Below are 15,684 nucleotides of genomic sequence, written 5' to 3'. Positions count from 1 at the left end.
GTGGTCACCGGGGCGTCATCGGTACGCCGCCGGGACGTGCACTCAACGGCCCCATCCCAGGGAGGACTTGATGCGCTCGATCGCCTCGGGGAAGCGTTCCTCGCGGGGCCCCGGCAGGTACGCCTTCAGGACCTGGCCGAGGTACAGGCCGAAGGTCTCTGCCCGGATCTCCGCCGGATCCTCCCGGTCGGCGCGGGCGGCCGCCTGCCGGACCACGCTGCCCAGTCCGGCCTCCGAGTGCAGCAGCTCGGCGAGATCGCCCCGGTGCCCCGTGAGCCGGGCCGCCACGGCCATGCCCGGGCCGTGGCTGTCACACGTGCCTTCCTCCAGGTGCCATAACTCGTGGCAGGCGATGACGAGTTGGTGCTCCGGCCGGGTGCGCTCCTCGATGACGAGCAGGTCGCGCTCTTCCATCTCCAGCCACAGCCCGCTGGCCGTGTCGGGCGGGAACCCGGCGAACCGGAACTCCACCGGCCGGCCGCCGCGCCGGCGGCCGTACGCGGCGCACAGGCTCCCGATGATCTCGGCGGCATCGGCCGGCCGCGCCAGGCGCGCATCCGCCAGCAGATCTCCGCCGAGTTTCCGCATGGTCCGTGTGGTCCTCATGGCGCTCCCCCCTCGGCAGCCTTACGGTCGTCGGGCACCGCCGCGTGGAGCGGGCGTTCTCCGCCCCCGCCCGGGCGCCCCAGCCGGCCCTCGCGGGCCAGCAGGTCGTCGAGGTGGTCGGCCAGCGACTTCCAGCCCGCCGGAGAGAGCCGTCCGGCCCGCGTGACGATGCTCCGTACATCGTGCGCCCGCAGCACGGCGAGCATCGGGCTTCCGGCATTCTGTCCGGCGGTTTTCAGCTCGTGCTCGATCTCGGAGAGTGCGCTGGTGAGCGCCTCGGTGTCGTCGGCGAGTAAGAAGCCGCCGTCGACCCCGTAGAAGCGCTGGATCCCGGCGGCCGCCGCGAGGTTGGGCAGGCCCTCACCACGCGCGAGACGGGTCAGCGACTGCCCCGAAGCGTCGAAGGAGTGGGCGATGGCCGCGAGGGAGTGGGCCTGGCCGTCCGCGCGCAGCCGGCTGCGCCGCAGGTGCTCGAACCGCTGGTGCACCTGGGCCTTCAGCGGGAGGCGGGGAGGTGCGCCGTCGAGGGTGAGCCGGATGTCGTGCGGGGGCATGCCCGTCAGGTACGAGAGGTGCTCGAGGTCGTCCGCGGCGGCCGCGCCGGTGGTGGCGAGGGCGTGTTCCACCGCGCACTGGCTGTCGGCGAGGAGGAAGCCGGCGTAGACCCCGAAGAACCGCTGCACACCCGCCGCGTGGCCCAGCCGGGGCATCCCGGTGCCGGCGTTGAGGGGGCCCAGCGAGGCGCCGGGCGCCTGGAAGTCCTCCGCGATGGCGGCGAGGGACCACTCCCGGCCGTGCTTGTCGCGGCGGGTGGCCCGCAGCCGCAGGAAGCGCCGGTGCACCCGCCGGCACAGCGGCGCTTCGGGCGCGGTCCCGGCCACGATCCGGGGGACGAGCGCGGGTTCGACCCCGCAGAGGCGGCTCAGCCGCTCCGGGGACAGCACCTCGGCCGGGTCCCGGCCGCTGCCCTCCGCCAATGCCGTGACGCGCGCCCAGGCCGAGGCCAGGTCGGGTCGGGCGGCGGCTGACACCGTGAGGTTCTCCGTATGTCGAGAGGACGTTCGAGAGCTTCAGCTCCGTGCAGCGTAGCCCGCACCCCCCCGGCGAAACAGGCGATCCCCCACCTTTCTTGCGATGTGACTCAAAGAAGGTTGGCACGACCGCCGCCGGGACCGGCATGACCCCTGAGGTAATCGACCCCGGTGCGGGCCGCGGGGGACAGTGGAGCCATCGGGTTCCGAGTCCGCGCACTCGGTCTCGGAACCCGACCCCACCAGCGCATTCGCGTGCGCGGCAGCCCGCCCGCGCCCCGCCCCTGACCCTCGACGGAGGCTGATCCGCCATGTCCGCAACCCTGCTCGGCAGCGTCGCCCGCACCACCGTCCCGCAGACGGCGCTGCGCCGCTTCCTCGCCCTCGACTCCGTGGTCACCGCCGCGAACGGCCTCGCGTACGCCGCCTTCTCCGCCCCGCTCGGCCGGCTGCTCGGCGTCGGCGAGGCCGCCCTGCTCGAACTCGGCCTGTTCCTGACCCTCTACGGGGCCGGCGTCGGCTGGCTGGCCTCGCGCCGCCGTCCTCCGGCCTTGGCGGTGAGGGGCGTCATCGAGGCCAACTGCGCCTGGGCCGCCGTCAGTCTGGTCTCCCTCTTCCTCTGGGACGCCCCCACCACGGCCGGCCTGGTGTGGATCCCGGCGCAGGCCCTGACCGTCGCAGGCTTCGCCGTCCTCCAGCAGCTGGCACTGCGGAAGACGGCCTCAGGGCCCCAGTGAGCGCAGGTACTTCACCGTCGTCGCGTCGGCCGGCAGCAGGGTCTCGATGGCCAGCTCGGCGACGGTCACGTCCATCGGCGTGTTGAACGTCGCGATCGAGGACACGAAGGACAGCAGGTGCCCGTCGTGCTCGATCACCAGCGGCAGCGCGATGTGCGGGACGGCCTCCCCGGGAGCGGCGTCGCCTACCCGGTCGGCGACCGGGTAGGCGGACACCTCCTCGTACAGCGCGCGCAGCGGCGCGGAGCGGGCCAGCGCGATCTGCCGCTCCATCTGCGTCAGCAGATGCCCGCGCCACTCCGCGAGGTTGCGGATCCTGGGGGCCAGGCCCTCCGGGTGCAGGGTGATCCGCATGGCGTTCAGCGGCGGGATCAGCAGGTGCTCCGGCAGGCCGTCCAACAGCATCGCGATGCCGCGGTTGGCTGCGACGACCCGGTACGTGGCGTCCACGACCAGCGCCGGGTACGGCTCGTAACCGGTCAGCAGCCGCTCCATGCCCTCGCGCAGCCCCTCCATGGAGGGGTCGTCCAGTGGGGTCTGCGCGTAGTGCGGGGCGTAACCCGCCGCGAGGAGCAGGGCGTTGCGCTCGCGCACCGGAACGTCGAGGCGGTCCGCGAGGCGCAGGAGCATCTCCTCGCTCGGCCGGGACCGGCCGGTCTCGATGAAGCTGATGTGGCGGGAGGAGGAGTCGGCGCGGCCGGCCAGCTCCAGCTGGCTGATGCCGCGCCGCTCCCGCCAGGTACGCAGGAGGACTCCGACGGACGGGGTGGAGGTCATGCCCACGACGGTAGCCCAGAGGGGTCAGCCCAGGTCGAAGACGTTGCGCAGGCCGAGGCGGTAGCGCCACAGGTCGTGCCGCTTGAAGGACTCCACCTCCGGAGCCCGGTACATCGGCAGGACTGCACACCGCTCGGCCTTCGAACCGTCCCTGTCCAGCAGGGCGTTGACGGCTGCGCGGGCCGAGGCGTTGGCGCCCTCCATCGTCGCCAGGTCGATGTCGACGGCCACGTAGTCCCCGCTGAGGAAGAAGTTGGGCACCCGGGTCTGCGCGCTCGGCCGGTTGTGGAAGGTGCCGGTGGGGTGGATCAGCAACTGGTCCTGGTTGGTCGGGTTCGGGGTGCCGAGTCCGTCCACCCCCGGGTCCAGGAACCAGGAGTGCAGGGTGCGGTCCGTCAGCAGCGTCTTCCCGGTGTCGTTGAGGGAGGCCTTCAGCTGCGCCCACACCTCGCGGGCGACCTCCTCGCGGGTGCACTGCTTGGCCGTCTTCCCGTACAGGATCCCCGGCTTGTCCCAGTCCGAGATGTCCACCGACAGGCAGTCCACCGCCGCCCCGTCGCCGTAGTCGGCCGGGAAGTTGCGGGCCGGCCAGTGCTCGGCCTGCTGGATCGCCGTCAACGACCAGGGTGAGTCGATGCAGTTGAGGTGCCCGTGGACGAGGGGTGCGCGCTCGGTGAGGTAGAACTGGATGCCGGTCATCCAGTCGGTCTCCAGTCGGTCGCAGCGGCCCAGCATCGGGTCCGCGGCCCGCAGCCCCGCACTCCAGGTGCGCCGGGCGTGCTCGACCGGCAGCGCGCTGACGTAGTGGTCGGCGGTGACGGTCTGCCGGGCCCCCGCCGGGTCCAGGGCGGCGACCCCGCTCACCCGGCCGTTCCCGTACTGCACCTCCTGTACCGTCCAGCCGATCCTGAACTCCACGCCGAGGGAACGCAGGTGGGCTTCCCACGGGTCGATCCACGCCTCGTTGGTCGGCAGGTTGAGGATCCGGTCCGGCGGACCGTCCGCGCCGCGCCCGAGGGCGTTGAAGACGAAGGCCTCGCCCAGGGCGCCGACGGTACGGGTGGACGCCTCCTCGGCCTTGGTCGCGACGATGTTGCGGGTGATGCCCACGGCGAGGATGCGCTGGTACTCGTTCGACATCCGGGCGGCCCGTACGAACTCCCACCAGGGGGTGTGCTCCCAGACCTCGTTGCGGCGCTCGTCGCAGCTGGTGAGGAAGACCAGCACGCGGTCGACGAAGTACGCGGTCTCGTGCGGCGGCAGCCGGACGAGTGACTGCAGGACGCCGGTCAGGACGCGGCGGATCTCGTCGGGCGTCAGCTCGGCGGGGGAGTGGCCGGGCCAGGGGATCGGCGCGCGCAGGTCCTCCCGGCCGCCGGCCCGGGCGAACATCATCTCGGGCGGGGCGACGAGGTTGTCCCACACGCCGTGGGCGTTGCCCGGGAAGGGGATGCGCCGCATGGTGTCGGGCAGGTTGTGGTAAATGCCGGGGATGAAGCGGAAGCCGTGCTCCGCGGGCAGCGGCCGGCGCCCGCCGCGGGCGCTGCCGGGGACGTCCATGCTGCGGGCCTTGCCGCCGAGCGCGCGGCGCTCGTAGACCGTGACGGCGTAGCCGCGCTCGGCGAGTTCGTGGGCCGCGGTGAGCCCGGCGACCCCGCCGCCGAGGACGGCGACGCGGCGGCCGGTGGTCTTGGGTGCGGGAGACTGGGTCTGGGTCTGGGTCTGGGCCCGGGCGGGAGGGGCCAGGGCCCCGGATGCCCCCAGCGCCCCGGCGGTGGCCGCCCCCGCACCCGCGATGAACGTGCGCCTCGAACTGCCCGTGCGCGTCATGAGGAAGCCCCTTCGGATTCGTCGGCAGGCTGTGCATTACCGGCGGTAACAGCCACGTCCGGCGCAGGAGCATAAGGGCGACACCGTGGACCCGGAAGGCGCGGAAGTACCCACACGCACTATGGCGCGAAACGTTTCCTCCGGTGGGCGCTGTGGGAACCTTGACCCCACGTCAGAAGTCCGGCCCGAACGGTGAAGGAGCATGCCGATGGCAGACGAGCCGCTTTCGCAGAAGGAGATCGAGGACCGGTTGCGGGAACTCCCCGGCTGGGCCTTCGAGGACGACCGGATCATCCGCACCTACCGGCTGGGCACCCACTTCGCGGCGAGCGCCCTCGTCGCCCACATCGCCGCGGTCCAGGACGAGTTGAACCACCACTCCGACCTCACCCTCGGCTACAACACGGTCCGGGTGTCGGTGAACACGCACAGCGCGGGCGACTCCGTCACCGGCGCCGACTTCGCGCTCGCCGAGCGGGTCGAAGCCCTGGCCCCCGCCCACGGCGCGAGCTGATACCGACGGGCGGGGGTCACGGGCGCTTGCCCGTGCCGGGGAGGACCGGCTCCAGGCGCCACCACTGCGACGGCGAATCGGTGTCCTCGCACTGGCGGGCCCGGCCCTCCTCGTCCCCCTCCAGCGGCAGCCCGCTGATACAGGCGATCAGGGACACCACACCGGGATCGTCGAGGTGCTCCTCGACGATCCACTCCTGCGCGCCGAACGCGTTCGGCCGCCACACCTGGACCCGGGTGCCGCTCTCCGTCGACGCGTTCGCGACGTCGAGCCGCTTGGCGTTGTGCACGCTGACGACGTGGACGATCCCGCCGCCGCTGTGCACGGGCGAGATCCGCCACTGCCGGGCGGCCGGGGGCGCGGCCGGATCCTCGGGCCCCATGTGCACCCGCGTGCCGCCCTCCAGCTGGAGCAGCAGACCGCTGGCGACGTTACGGATCAGGTAGACCCCGTCGGGCAGGCTCATCCGCGGCTCAGACGTCGAAGACGGCCGGGTCCGGCCCGATCCGCCCGGCCGAGGAACCGCTGCCCAGCGCGTCGAGCGCGGCGAGGTCGGCGGCGTCCAGCTCGAAGCCGAAGACGTCCAGGTTCTCCCGGATCCGCGACGGGGTCACCGACTTCGGGATCGCGATGTTCCCGAGCTGCAGGTGCCAGCGCAGTACCACCTGGGCGGGGGAGCGCCCGTGCCGGGCGGCGGCCTCGGCGACGGCCGGGAGCGTCAGCAGCTCCTTGCCCTGGCCGAGCGGGGACCAGGCCTCGGTCGCGATGCCGAGCCTGGAGTGCAGGGCGCGCAGCCCGGGCTGCGGGAAGAGCGGGTGCAGCTCGATCTGGTTCACGGCCGGAACCAGCGCACTCTCGGCGCCGAGCCGCTCCAGGTCGGCGGGACGGAAGTTCGACACGCCGACTGCGCGGGAGCGGCCGCTCTCCGCGATCTCCTCGAAGGTCTTCCAGATCGTGAGGAAGTCGTCGCGCATCGGGCGCGGCCAGTGGATCAGGTACAGGTCGAGGTGGTCGAGGCCGAGCTTGGCGAGGGAGTCGTCGAGCGCGCGCAGCACGTCGTCGCGCTTCCAGGTCCGGGAACGCCCGTTCCACAGCTTGGTGGTGACGAAGAGCTCCTCGCGCGGGACCCCGGAGGCGGCGATCGCCTCGCCGGTGCCGGCCTCGTTGCCGTAGGCGGCCGCCGTGTCGATGCTCCGGTACCCCGCCTCCAGCGCTGCCCCGACCGCCTGCGCGGCCTCGGAGTCCGGGACCTGGAAGACTCCGTACCCGAGCTGGGGCATGAGCGTGCCGTTGTTGAGCCGGATGGCGGGGACGTCGTTCACGTCTGGCTGTTCCCTCGGATCGACGGGCTGGGTACGAGGGGCGACAACCCGCCGCCCCGGCGAGCGTATTCCCGCCGAGGCGGCGCACCGGGGCCGGACACACCGTCAGGACGTTCCCAGATAGGCCTCCCGGACGAGCGGATCGGCACGGACCTCGGCGGGGGTGCCCTCGGCGAGGACCGTGCCGAGGTCCAGGACGACCACCCGGGTGCACAGTTCCATCACGAAAGCCACGTTGTGCTCCACCAGCAGCACGGCGCACCCCTCCTGCCCGGCCAGCCGCCGCACGATCGCCGCGAGCTGCTCGCGCTCGGGCGCCGACAGCCCGGACGCGGGCTCGTCCAGCAGCAGCACGCGCGGCGGATCCGCCACCGCGCGGGCCAGCTCCACCATCCGGGCCTGACCGACCGGCAGCCCGCCCGCGTACGCCGCCCCCAGCGCGCCGATCCCGCAGGAGGCGAGCACCCGCTCGCCCTGCTCGCGCCGCTCCCGCTCCCGGCGGCGCCGGCCCGGGGAGCCGAGGAGGTCGGCGGCGATCCCGCCCCCGCCCCCGCGCCACTCCTGTGCGACGAGCACGTTGTCGGCCACGGTGAGCTGCCCGAACAGCTGCTGCCGCTGAAAGGTCCGGCGGATCCCGTGCCGGGCCCGCCAGACCGGGGAGCGCCGGGTGATGTCCGCCCCGTCGAGCAGCATCCGCCCCTGGTCGGGCCGCCGGATCCCGGACAGCACGTCGAACAGCGTGGTCTTCCCGGCCCCGTTCGGCCCGATCAGCCCGCACACCTCGCCGGCCCGGACGCCGAGGTCCACCCCGGTGAGCGCCTTCACCCCGCCGAACCGGACGCTGATGCCGGCGCCCTCCAGTACGCAAGGCCCCGTCATCGCGCCATCCCCAGATAGGCCGCGGTGAGCCGGTCGGCCTCCACCTCGGCGCGCGGACCGCACCAGGACACCCGGCCCTGGGAGAGGTACGCGACGGTGTCGGCGACACCGAGGATCCCGGCGGCCTTCTCCTCGACCAGCAGCAGTGCGGTCCCGGCGCCCCGCAACTCGGTCAGCAGCGCGTACACCTCCTCCACGACGCGGGGAGCGAGCCCCAGCGAGGGCTCGTCGGCGATCAGCACCTCGGGCGGGCGCTGCAGGAGCGGCGCGAGGGCCAGCATCTGCTGCTCCCCGCCGGACAGCGCCCCGGCGGGGACGCCCCGCCGTTCCCCGAGCCGGGGGAACCGGTCGTAGACGGCGGTCCGCGCGTCCGCTTCGCGGAGGTACAGGGCGAGGTTCTCCTCGATGGTCAGCGCAGGGAAGATGCCCCGCCCTTCGGGGGCGAGCAGCACCCCGGACCGGGCGCGCCCCACGACCCCCTCGCGGGTGACGTCCCGCCCGCGTACGAGGACCGCTCCGTTCACGGCGCCGACCAAACCGGCGGCGACACGGCACGCGGTGCTCTTCCCGGCCCCGTTCGGCCCGAGCACGGCGAGGATCTCGCCCTTCCGGACGGCGAGATCGACCCCGTGCAGTACGAGGCCCCCGTCGTATCCGGCGGTGACCCCGCGCAGCTCCAGGGCGGCCGCCGCTCGCTCGGGCCCCGCGGGGCCGTCCCCCACGCCGCCCCGGACCCCGTACGTGCGCTGCGCGCCCACGGCCCCGGACGCCGGGCGGGCCGCATCAGCCTCGCCGGCCTTTGAGGCGCGTGGTCTGGGGCGGAACCCCGGCAAACGGCGAGAGCGCGGGGTGGGGGCCGGCCCCGCCGGGCCGGGGCCCGGCCCGGCGGTCGCGGCGGTCCCGGCGGCCCCGACCGCCCCCGCACCCCCGCGGGAGGCACCGGCCCGCCGCTTCGCCAACCGCACCGGAACGGCGGCGCAGTACCCGTCCGGATCGTTGGCCAAGGCCAACCCCGCCAGGCCGAACAGGATCACCGGCAGGTGCGCGGACTCCGTCACGTAGTCGGACAGCAGCCGCGGGGCCACTGCGAACACCACCCCGGCCACCACCGCGTACTGTGGCCGCCGAACCCCCGCGGCCACCACCACCGCCAGCCACACCAGCCCGGTCATCGCCGTGAAGTCCGTCGCCGTGATCCGGGTGTTGTACGACGCCACCAGCACGCCCCCGAACCCGGCCAGCCCGGCCGACAGCGTGAACAGGAGCAGCTTCGTACGCAGTACGGACACCCCCGAGGCCATCGCCGCCGCCGGCGCCGAACGCACGGCCAGCACCGCCCGCCCCGACGGCGAGTTCCGCAGCGCGCTCAGCCCGGCCGCGCACACCGCGACGACCACCACCAGCGCCACCCCCAGCGCCCGGTCGTCCCCCAGATCCACCGGTCCGAACACCGGCCGCGGGACCGACCACCCGGAGTCCCCGTTCCGCAGCCACCGCAGCTGGAACAGCACCTGGTCCGCGAGGAACGCCAGCGCCAGTGTCGCCAGGGCCAACGTCCGCCCGCCCAGTCGCAGCGCCGGCAGTGCGACCAGCGCCCCGAGCACCGCCGCCACGCACGTCCCCACCGCCAGCGCCGCCACGAACGGCCAGCCCCGGCTCATCAGCAGCCCCGCCACCAGCGCGGCCCCCGTCACGAACGTGCCCTGCGCGAGCGACACCATCGCCCCGAGCCCGGTCACCACGGTGAAGGACATGAACACCAGCCCGAGGGCCAGCCCCTGCGCGAGCAGTCCGCTCCAGAACGGGGTGGTCACCGTGGAGAAGGCCACGCACAACAGCCCCGCGGCCGCTGCCCACACCCCCCAGCGCCGTCCCCACGAGGCCCCCGCCAGATGGTCCACGGGCGCCGCGTCCACGGCCGCGGTCCCCGCCGTACGGCTCCGCCGGGTCAGTACGAGCAGCCCGCCGAACAGGATCAGGAACGGCACCGCCGTCCGGAACCCGGTGATCCCCTCGGCGAACGACGCGTACCCGGCCACCAGGTTCTGCAGCACTCCCAGCCCCAGGCCGCCCGCGAACGCGAGCGGTACGGACGCGAACCGCCCGAGCACCGCCGCCGTCGCCGAGACGAACAGGAACAGGGTGAAGTCGTGTGCCGACAGCCCCAGCAGCGGCGTCGCCAGCACCCCCGCCAGCCCCGCCAGCGCGGAGGCGATCATCCACGCCACCGACGACAGCCGGTCGGCGCTGATCCCGCGCAGCTCGGTCAGCGAGCGGTTGTCGACGGCCGCCCGCAGCTGCAGCCCCAGCCGTGTGTGCCGCATCAGCACCCACAGGGCCACCGCCACGACCGCCGTCACCACCCAGGTGATCAGCTGGTCGGAGTCGATGCCGACACCCTCCGCGAGCTGCCAGGACGTCGCCGGGCTCGGCCCCACGCCCGGCAGCCCGAACTGGTTCTCCGCGGGTTTCACGGGCGCGCCCGCATCCCCCAGCAGCTCGACGGCCCACAGCCCGGCCGCCGGCAGTGCGACCAGCAGCCCGATCGTGGCCACGATCTGCGCGGTCTCGCCGACCTGCGCCAGCCGTCGGAACATCAGCCGGTCCAGCCCCCACCCGAGCCCGGGGGCCAGCACGCACACCACCAGCAGGGCCGCCGGGACCGCCGGCCACCCCAGCCCGGAGTGCACCTCGTAGAAGGTCAGCGCGCACAGGTAGGCCGTGGCCCCGTGCGCGAAGTTGAACAGCCCGGACGCCGAGTACGACAGCACCAGCCCGGTGGCGAGCAGTGCGTACAGGGCTCCGGAGACCAGACCGCTCAGGACAAAGACGAGCAGATCTCCCATGGGACCGCGCCTACTTGAAGGGGATCGGCGCGTGACACTTGAACGGTACGGAGACCTCGTACGCCCCGTTCTTCAGCTGGACCAGTGCACCGCAGCCGAAGCTGTCCTTCTGCCCCTTGGGCTCGGCCCGGTCGCCGACGAGGGTGCCGGTGTCGGAGAAGCTCTGCGCGGCGTTCTGGAAGTGCGTGACGGTGAGGTCCTTTCCCGCCTTCTGCGCGATGGACACGAACAGGTCCGCCGACATGTACCCGGTCAGCATGTGCATGTTCAGGGGCACTTCCCGGCCACCCGAGGCGGCCTTGATGTCCGCCTTGAACCGGGCCATGGCCGGGCTCGTCGACTCGAAGGGCTCGAACTGGAGCAGGACGTGCACCCCGTCGAGGGCCTGCTTGGTGGCGTCCTTGGCGAGCAGCCCGGGGTCGTAGTCGGTGGGGTCGGAGAGCACGCCCTGGTACCCGGCGCGCTTGAGGGCGGTGAACAGGCCGATGTTGTTGGGCGTCTGCATGACCGAGACGACGGCGTCGGGCGCCTTGCCGTCGTTGCCGGCGAGGATCTCCTTCACGTACGCCGACCAGTCGCTCGGCACCGCCGTCGCGGGCACCGAGGCCTTGGCGTAGGAGACCGTGAACCCCGCGCTCGTGAAGCCCTGCTGGAAGGTGCGGATGCCGAACTTTCCGGCGTCGCTGTCGGTGGCGATGACCGCGACCGACTTGCCCTTGGCCCCGCCGAGGATCTGGGCGATGCCCTCGGGCCAGGTCTGGTTCAGAGTGCCGCCGGGGGAGGGGACCAGGCAGCCGTTGAACCCGTAGATGTACTTGGGACCGCAGAAGGAGGGCAGGGTGCCCCAGCCGAAGGTGGGGACCTTCTCCTGCTCCAGGAAGTCGGCGCCGGAGAAGGTGACCGAGCTCATCGGGGAGATCGCGAAGACCTTGTCCTGCTGGACGAGCTTGCGGGCGGCGGCCATGTTCTTGGCGGGGTCCTGGCCGTCGTCCTGCGCGCCCAGGTACTCGATCGTGCGCCCGTTGATCCCGCCCTCGGCGTTGGCCCTCAGGTACCGGGCCCTGGCCCCGAGGTCGGTGTCCTTCTTGCTGTAGCCGCTGGCGCTGGTCATGGAGACGATGCCGCCGACCTTGATCGACCGGTCGGTCACGCCGCGGAAGTTGGCGGCCGCGCCCGCGTCGGGCTTGCCGGGGGAGCTGCTGTCGGAGGCGGAGTTGCAGGCGGAGACGAGCGCGAGCGCCGCCGCCGCGGCGGCCAGGGTGCGGATCGGTCGCAACATGTGTGGGATCCCCTCCGGTCGGAATCCCCGCATTCTGTGGGCGACCTGACGGATCGTCAATATTGCTGGCGAAGTGAAGTGACGCATCGTCAGTCAGCTGCCGCCGGGTCCGTCAGGGCTGGTAGAGGGCCGCCACCTCCATCGCGTACGCCTTCTCGATCGCCCGCCGCTTCAGCTTCAACGAGGGCGTCAGCAGACCCTGTTCCTCCGTGAACTGCTCCGCCAGCACCCGGAAGGTGCGGATCGCCTCGGCCTGCGAGACCAGCGTGTTCGCGGCCACCACCGCCCGCCTGACCTCCGCCGTCAGATCCGGGTCGTGGACCAGCTGCGCCGCGGGCATCTGCGGGCGGCCGCGCATCGACAGCCAGTGCGCGATCCCCTCCATGTCCAGCGTGAGCAGGGCGGCCACGTACGGCCGGTCGTTGCCCACCAGCACGCACTGCGCGACCAGCGGATGCGAACGCACCCGCTCCTCGAGCGCGGTCGGCGAGACGCTCTTGCCGTTGGAGGTCACCAGGATCTCCTTCTTGCGCCCGGTGATGGTGAGGTACCCGTCCTCGTCCAGCCGCCCCAGGTCGCCCGTGGCCAGCCAGCCGCCGCGGAGCACCTCCTCCGTCGAGCGCGGGTCATTGAGGTACCCGCTGAAGATGTGGCCGCCGTGCAGCCAGACCTCCCCGTCGTCGGCGATGTGCACCGTGCTGCCCGGGATCGGCCGGCCCACCGTGCCGTACTTGGTCGCGCCCGGGGGGTTCGCGGTCGCCGCCGCACAGGACTCGGTCAGCCCGTAGCCCTCGAACACCGTGATCCCGGCCCCGTCGAAGAACAGCCCGAGCCGTCGCGACATCGCCGACCCGCCCGACATGGCGTGCCGCACGCGGCCGCCCATCGCCTCGCGGACCTTCCCGTACACCAGCTTCTCGAAGAGCTGGTGCTCCATGCGCAGCGCCGCCGAGGGACCCGGCCCCGTGCCGAACGCCTTCTGCTCGCGCGCCTCCGCGTACCGTACGGCCGCCTCGACCGCCCGGTCGAAGGGGCCCGTACGCCCCTCCGCCTCCGCCTTGCGGCGGGCCGCCGCGAAGACCTTCTCGAAGACGTACGGCACCCCCAGCACGAACGTCGGCCGGAACGCGGCGAGGTCCGGCAGCAACTCGGCCGCCGCCAGCACCGGCTGGTGCCCGAGCTTCACCCGCGCCCGGACGGCCGCCACCTCCACCATCCGCCCGAAGACGTGGGCGAGCGGCAGGAACAGCAGCGTGGAGGGCTGCTCACCCGGCCCGGCCCGGAAGACCGACTCCCAGCGGGCCACCATCGTGTCGGCCTCGTACATGAAATTGCCGTGGGTGAGCACACAGCCCTTGGGGCGCCCCGTGGTCCCCGAGGTGTAGATCACCGTGGCGACGGCATCGGGCGTGACCGCGGCGCGGTGCCGGTGCACCAGGTCCTCGGCGACCCCGCGGCCGTCCGCGACGAGCGCCTCGACGGCCCCGGCGTCGAGCTGCCACAGCCGCCGCAGGTGCGGGAGCCGCTCGATGACGGACCCGACCGTCATGGCCTGGTCCTCGTCCTCGACGACGCAGGCGGTGCAGTCGGAGTCCTGCAGGATCCAGTGCACCTGCTCGACGGAGGAGGTCGGATAGACGGGGACCGGCTGGGCGCCGATCGCCCACAGGGCGAAGTCGAACAGGGTCCACTCGTACCGGGTCCGGGACATGACGGCGACCCGCTCCCCGAACCGGACCCCCTGGGCCAGCAACCCCTTCGCCAGCGCGAGCACCTCGGCGGCGAACTCCGCGGACGTCACGTCCCGCCAGACCCCGTCGCTCTTGCGCCCGAGTACCACCCGGCCGGGATCCTCAAGGGCGTGCCGGAAGACGGCGTCGGCGAGCCCGCCGACGGGCGCCGCAACAACGACTGGTGGGACGGTGATCTCGCGCATGCCCCGCTCCTCTCCGCGCAGCGCGGCGACGCTACCCCACGCCTCCCCACGGTTGATCACCGTGTGAAGACCTCCACAAGACCTCCCCAGGGAGGTGGGGACGGGCCGGCCGGAGGTGCGGAAGGGGCGTCCGGGGAGACACTCCCCGCGGCGACGGCCCGGAAACGCGCAGCGCCCCGCCGATCGTGCGCCGGACGGGAGAGGGCCGGACGGGAGGCGGCGGACAGGAGGCAGCGGGGCGGTCCTCAGCGGTTCTCGGCTGCCGGCCCGCCCGGGACGAAGGAGTCCAGCGTCGCGTCGAAGTGGCTCCGCGCTTCTGCGAGCCGGCCGACGGGCGCGGACACCCACACGTCGTACATGCGCCCGTTCTCGTCCCAGCAGACGTCGAAGGTGTGCCGGGCGCCTTCGGCAGCGGTGAACCCGTTCCAGGTGAACTCCCAGAGCGCGGCGGGCAGTCCGTTGTGGGTGGTCGGGACGACCGTGCCGTCGCGGTAGCCGGGGTTGGTGGCCGGGCCGCTCGCGTGGGAGAGCCGCATGACGGCGACCGGCCCCTCGGACACCGCCGGTTTCACCTTGACGCCGATCCGGAAGGCCCCGTCCGGCGACACGTAGAAGACCCGCTCGGCGTCGGTGGAGCGCTGGAAGCCCTCGGGCACGGCGAGGCCGAAGCCCGCAGGGTCGGACACCGACCGGTACCCGGCGGGCGCGGGCTTGGCGTCCGCAGGCACCGACGGGGGCGCGGTACGGGCGGGGGCCGCCGTCGGCGAGAGGGTCTGCGCGGGCTTGGCGCCGGCGGCGCCCGCGGAGGCCCGGCTCCATCCCGAGGCGGTGGCGGCGGGCGCCGCCTCCCGTGCGCCGTCCGCCGACCGTCCGCCGAGCTGCGAGGTGACGGCCACGGCGCCGGCGACCGCCACGGCGAACAGCGCGGCGATCAGCGCCGCCCGGAGAGCGGGCCGGGCCCGCCGGGCCGGGGCGGCCGGCTGCGGGACGTGCTCGGTCGGCGAGTAGCCGACCGCGCCGCCCCCGCCGGGTGCGCGCCCGGTCGGCGGCTCGGTCACCGGACCCGGTGCCGGTACCCGGTCGGCGACGACGGGGACCTTGCCCGTGCTCACGTACGCCGACAGCAGCCGCTCGGCCTCCGCCGCCCCCATCCGCCGCTCCGGGAGGCGTTCCAGCAGACCGCGGATGACCGGAACCAGCGGCCCCGCCTGCGCCGGCGGCCGGATCTCGTCGTACACGACGGCGTGCAGGACCCCGCCGAGCGAATCGCGGTGGAAGGGCGACCGACCGGTCAGCGCCGCGCACAACAGGACGCCGAGCGACCACAGGTCGGACTCGGGTCCCGCGGCGGCTCCCTGCATGCGCTCGGGCGAGGTGTACTCGGGCGAGCCGACGAACGCGCCGGTCTCGCTGATGGTGGTGGACCCGGCGAGCCGTGCGATGCCGAAGTCGGTGAGCACCACCCGCCCGGTCCCGGCCTCCATGAGGACGTTGGCAGGCTTGACGTCCCGGTGGAGCACCCCGCGCGCGTGCGCCGCGGTCAGGGCGCCGAGCAGGGCCAGGCCGGTCCGCGCGGTCTCGGCGGGGTCCAGCGGCCCTTCGGTGCCGAGCCGGTCGGCCAGCGAACCGCCGTCGACGAGCTCCATGACGATGTGGGGGCGCCCCTCGTGCTCCACGACGTCGTGCACGACGACGACGTGCGGATGCCTGACCTGCGCGACGGTCCGGGCCTCCCGCAGGGCGGCCCTGGCGTCCGCGCCCCCGTCGACGTGGAGCTCCTTGACGGCGACGGGACGCCCGAGGAGCTCGTCGGAGGCCCGCCAGACGGTCCCCATGCCGCCTCTGCCCAACCGCTTCTCCAGGCGGTACCGCCCGGCGATCACGATGCTGCTGTCCGGTCCGTCGTGCGACACGTTGCTTCCCCTCC

At 73.4% G+C, this 15,684-nt stretch carries 13 protein-coding genes; 2 read left to right on the top strand and 11 right to left on the bottom strand.

Annotation, left to right across the window (positions count from 1 at the left end):
• Window positions 1-42: 42 nt before the first annotated feature.
• Both IF09_RS0106660 and IF09_RS0106655 read right to left on the bottom strand, forming a co-directional pair.
• Window positions 43-606, bottom strand: a complete 564-nt coding sequence (locus IF09_RS0106660) for a hypothetical protein (RefSeq protein ID WP_030292899.1) — start codon at window positions 604-606, stop codon at window positions 43-45.
• A complete protein-coding gene (locus tag IF09_RS0106655) occupies window positions 603-1,637 on the bottom strand; it encodes a hypothetical protein (protein WP_030292896.1) in 1,035 nt (344 codons plus the stop codon). Before IF09_RS0106655 ends, IF09_RS0106660 begins: the two co-directional genes overlap by 4 nt.
• 311 nt (window positions 1,638-1,948) lie before the next feature.
• On the opposite strand from IF09_RS0106655, the gene IF09_RS0106650 reads away from it, so the two are divergent.
• Window positions 1,949-2,374, top strand: coding sequence for a hypothetical protein (locus IF09_RS0106650; protein WP_030292895.1), 426 nt, complete (start codon window positions 1,949-1,951; stop codon window positions 2,372-2,374).
• Here IF09_RS0106650 and IF09_RS0106645 read toward each other — a convergent pair.
• Both IF09_RS0106645 and IF09_RS0106640 read right to left on the bottom strand, forming a co-directional pair.
• Window positions 2,360-3,151, bottom strand: coding sequence for a helix-turn-helix domain-containing protein (locus tag IF09_RS0106645; protein ID WP_030292893.1), 792 nt, complete (start codon window positions 3,149-3,151; stop codon window positions 2,360-2,362). The two genes, IF09_RS0106650 and IF09_RS0106645, sit on opposite strands and share 15 nt — an antisense overlap.
• Before the next feature lie 24 nt (window positions 3,152-3,175).
• Entirely contained in the window at window positions 3,176-4,981 is a 1,806-nt protein-coding gene (locus tag IF09_RS0106640; RefSeq protein ID WP_030292891.1) for a hydroxysqualene dehydroxylase, read from the bottom strand.
• Between the two features lie 208 nt (window positions 4,982-5,189).
• Here IF09_RS0106640 and IF09_RS0106635 point away from each other — a divergent pair, with 208 nt between their 5' ends.
• Window positions 5,190-5,495, top strand: coding sequence for a 4a-hydroxytetrahydrobiopterin dehydratase (locus IF09_RS0106635; protein WP_030292889.1), 306 nt, complete (start codon window positions 5,190-5,192; stop codon window positions 5,493-5,495).
• Window positions 5,496-5,511: 16 nt separating this feature from the next.
• On the opposite strand, the gene IF09_RS0106630 is transcribed toward IF09_RS0106635, so the two are convergent.
• The 7 genes from IF09_RS0106630 to IF09_RS0106600 all read right to left on the bottom strand — a co-directional run bounded on the left by IF09_RS0106630 (window position 5,512) and on the right by IF09_RS0106600 (window position 15,592).
• Window positions 5,512-5,961: an RICIN domain-containing protein gene (locus IF09_RS0106630; protein ID WP_030292888.1), complete on the bottom strand. Its 450-nt coding sequence runs from the start codon at window positions 5,959-5,961 to the stop codon at window positions 5,512-5,514.
• A gap of 7 nt (window positions 5,962-5,968) precedes the next feature.
• Window positions 5,969-6,817 (bottom strand): aldo/keto reductase, encoded by an 849-nt coding sequence (locus IF09_RS0106625; protein ID WP_030292886.1) that lies wholly within the window; start codon window positions 6,815-6,817, stop codon window positions 5,969-5,971.
• 105 nt (window positions 6,818-6,922) lie between these two features.
• The gene (locus tag IF09_RS0106620) at window positions 6,923-7,696 is read right to left on the bottom strand and encodes an ABC transporter ATP-binding protein (RefSeq protein WP_030292884.1); all 774 of its coding nucleotides are present in this window, start codon (window positions 7,694-7,696) and stop codon (window positions 6,923-6,925) included.
• Window positions 7,693-10,542 (bottom strand): ABC transporter permease subunit, encoded by a 2,850-nt coding sequence (locus tag IF09_RS0106615; RefSeq protein WP_030292882.1) that lies wholly within the window; start codon window positions 10,540-10,542, stop codon window positions 7,693-7,695. Before IF09_RS0106615 ends, IF09_RS0106620 begins: the two co-directional genes overlap by 4 nt.
• A 10-nt stretch (window positions 10,543-10,552) precedes the next feature.
• Window positions 10,553-11,821, bottom strand: a complete 1,269-nt coding sequence (locus IF09_RS0106610) for an ABC transporter substrate-binding protein (RefSeq protein ID WP_030292880.1) — start codon at window positions 11,819-11,821, stop codon at window positions 10,553-10,555.
• A 112-nt stretch (window positions 11,822-11,933) separates the two neighbouring features.
• Window positions 11,934-13,757, bottom strand: coding sequence for an AMP-dependent synthetase/ligase (locus IF09_RS0106605; protein WP_030292878.1), 1,824 nt, complete (start codon window positions 13,755-13,757; stop codon window positions 11,934-11,936).
• 245 nt (window positions 13,758-14,002) lie between these two features.
• Window positions 14,003-15,592: a serine/threonine-protein kinase gene (locus IF09_RS0106600; protein WP_234320905.1), complete on the bottom strand. Its 1,590-nt coding sequence runs from the start codon at window positions 15,590-15,592 to the stop codon at window positions 14,003-14,005.
• Between the last annotated feature and the right edge of the window lie 92 nt (window positions 15,593-15,684).

Origin of the sequence: Streptomyces katrae, assembly GCF_000717655.1 — a bacterium.
Lineage (GTDB): Bacteria > Actinomycetota > Actinomycetes > Streptomycetales > Streptomycetaceae > Streptomyces > Streptomyces katrae_B.
Note: the sequence above shows the minus strand (reverse complement) of the source record. Positions and strands in the feature narration are given on the sequence as shown.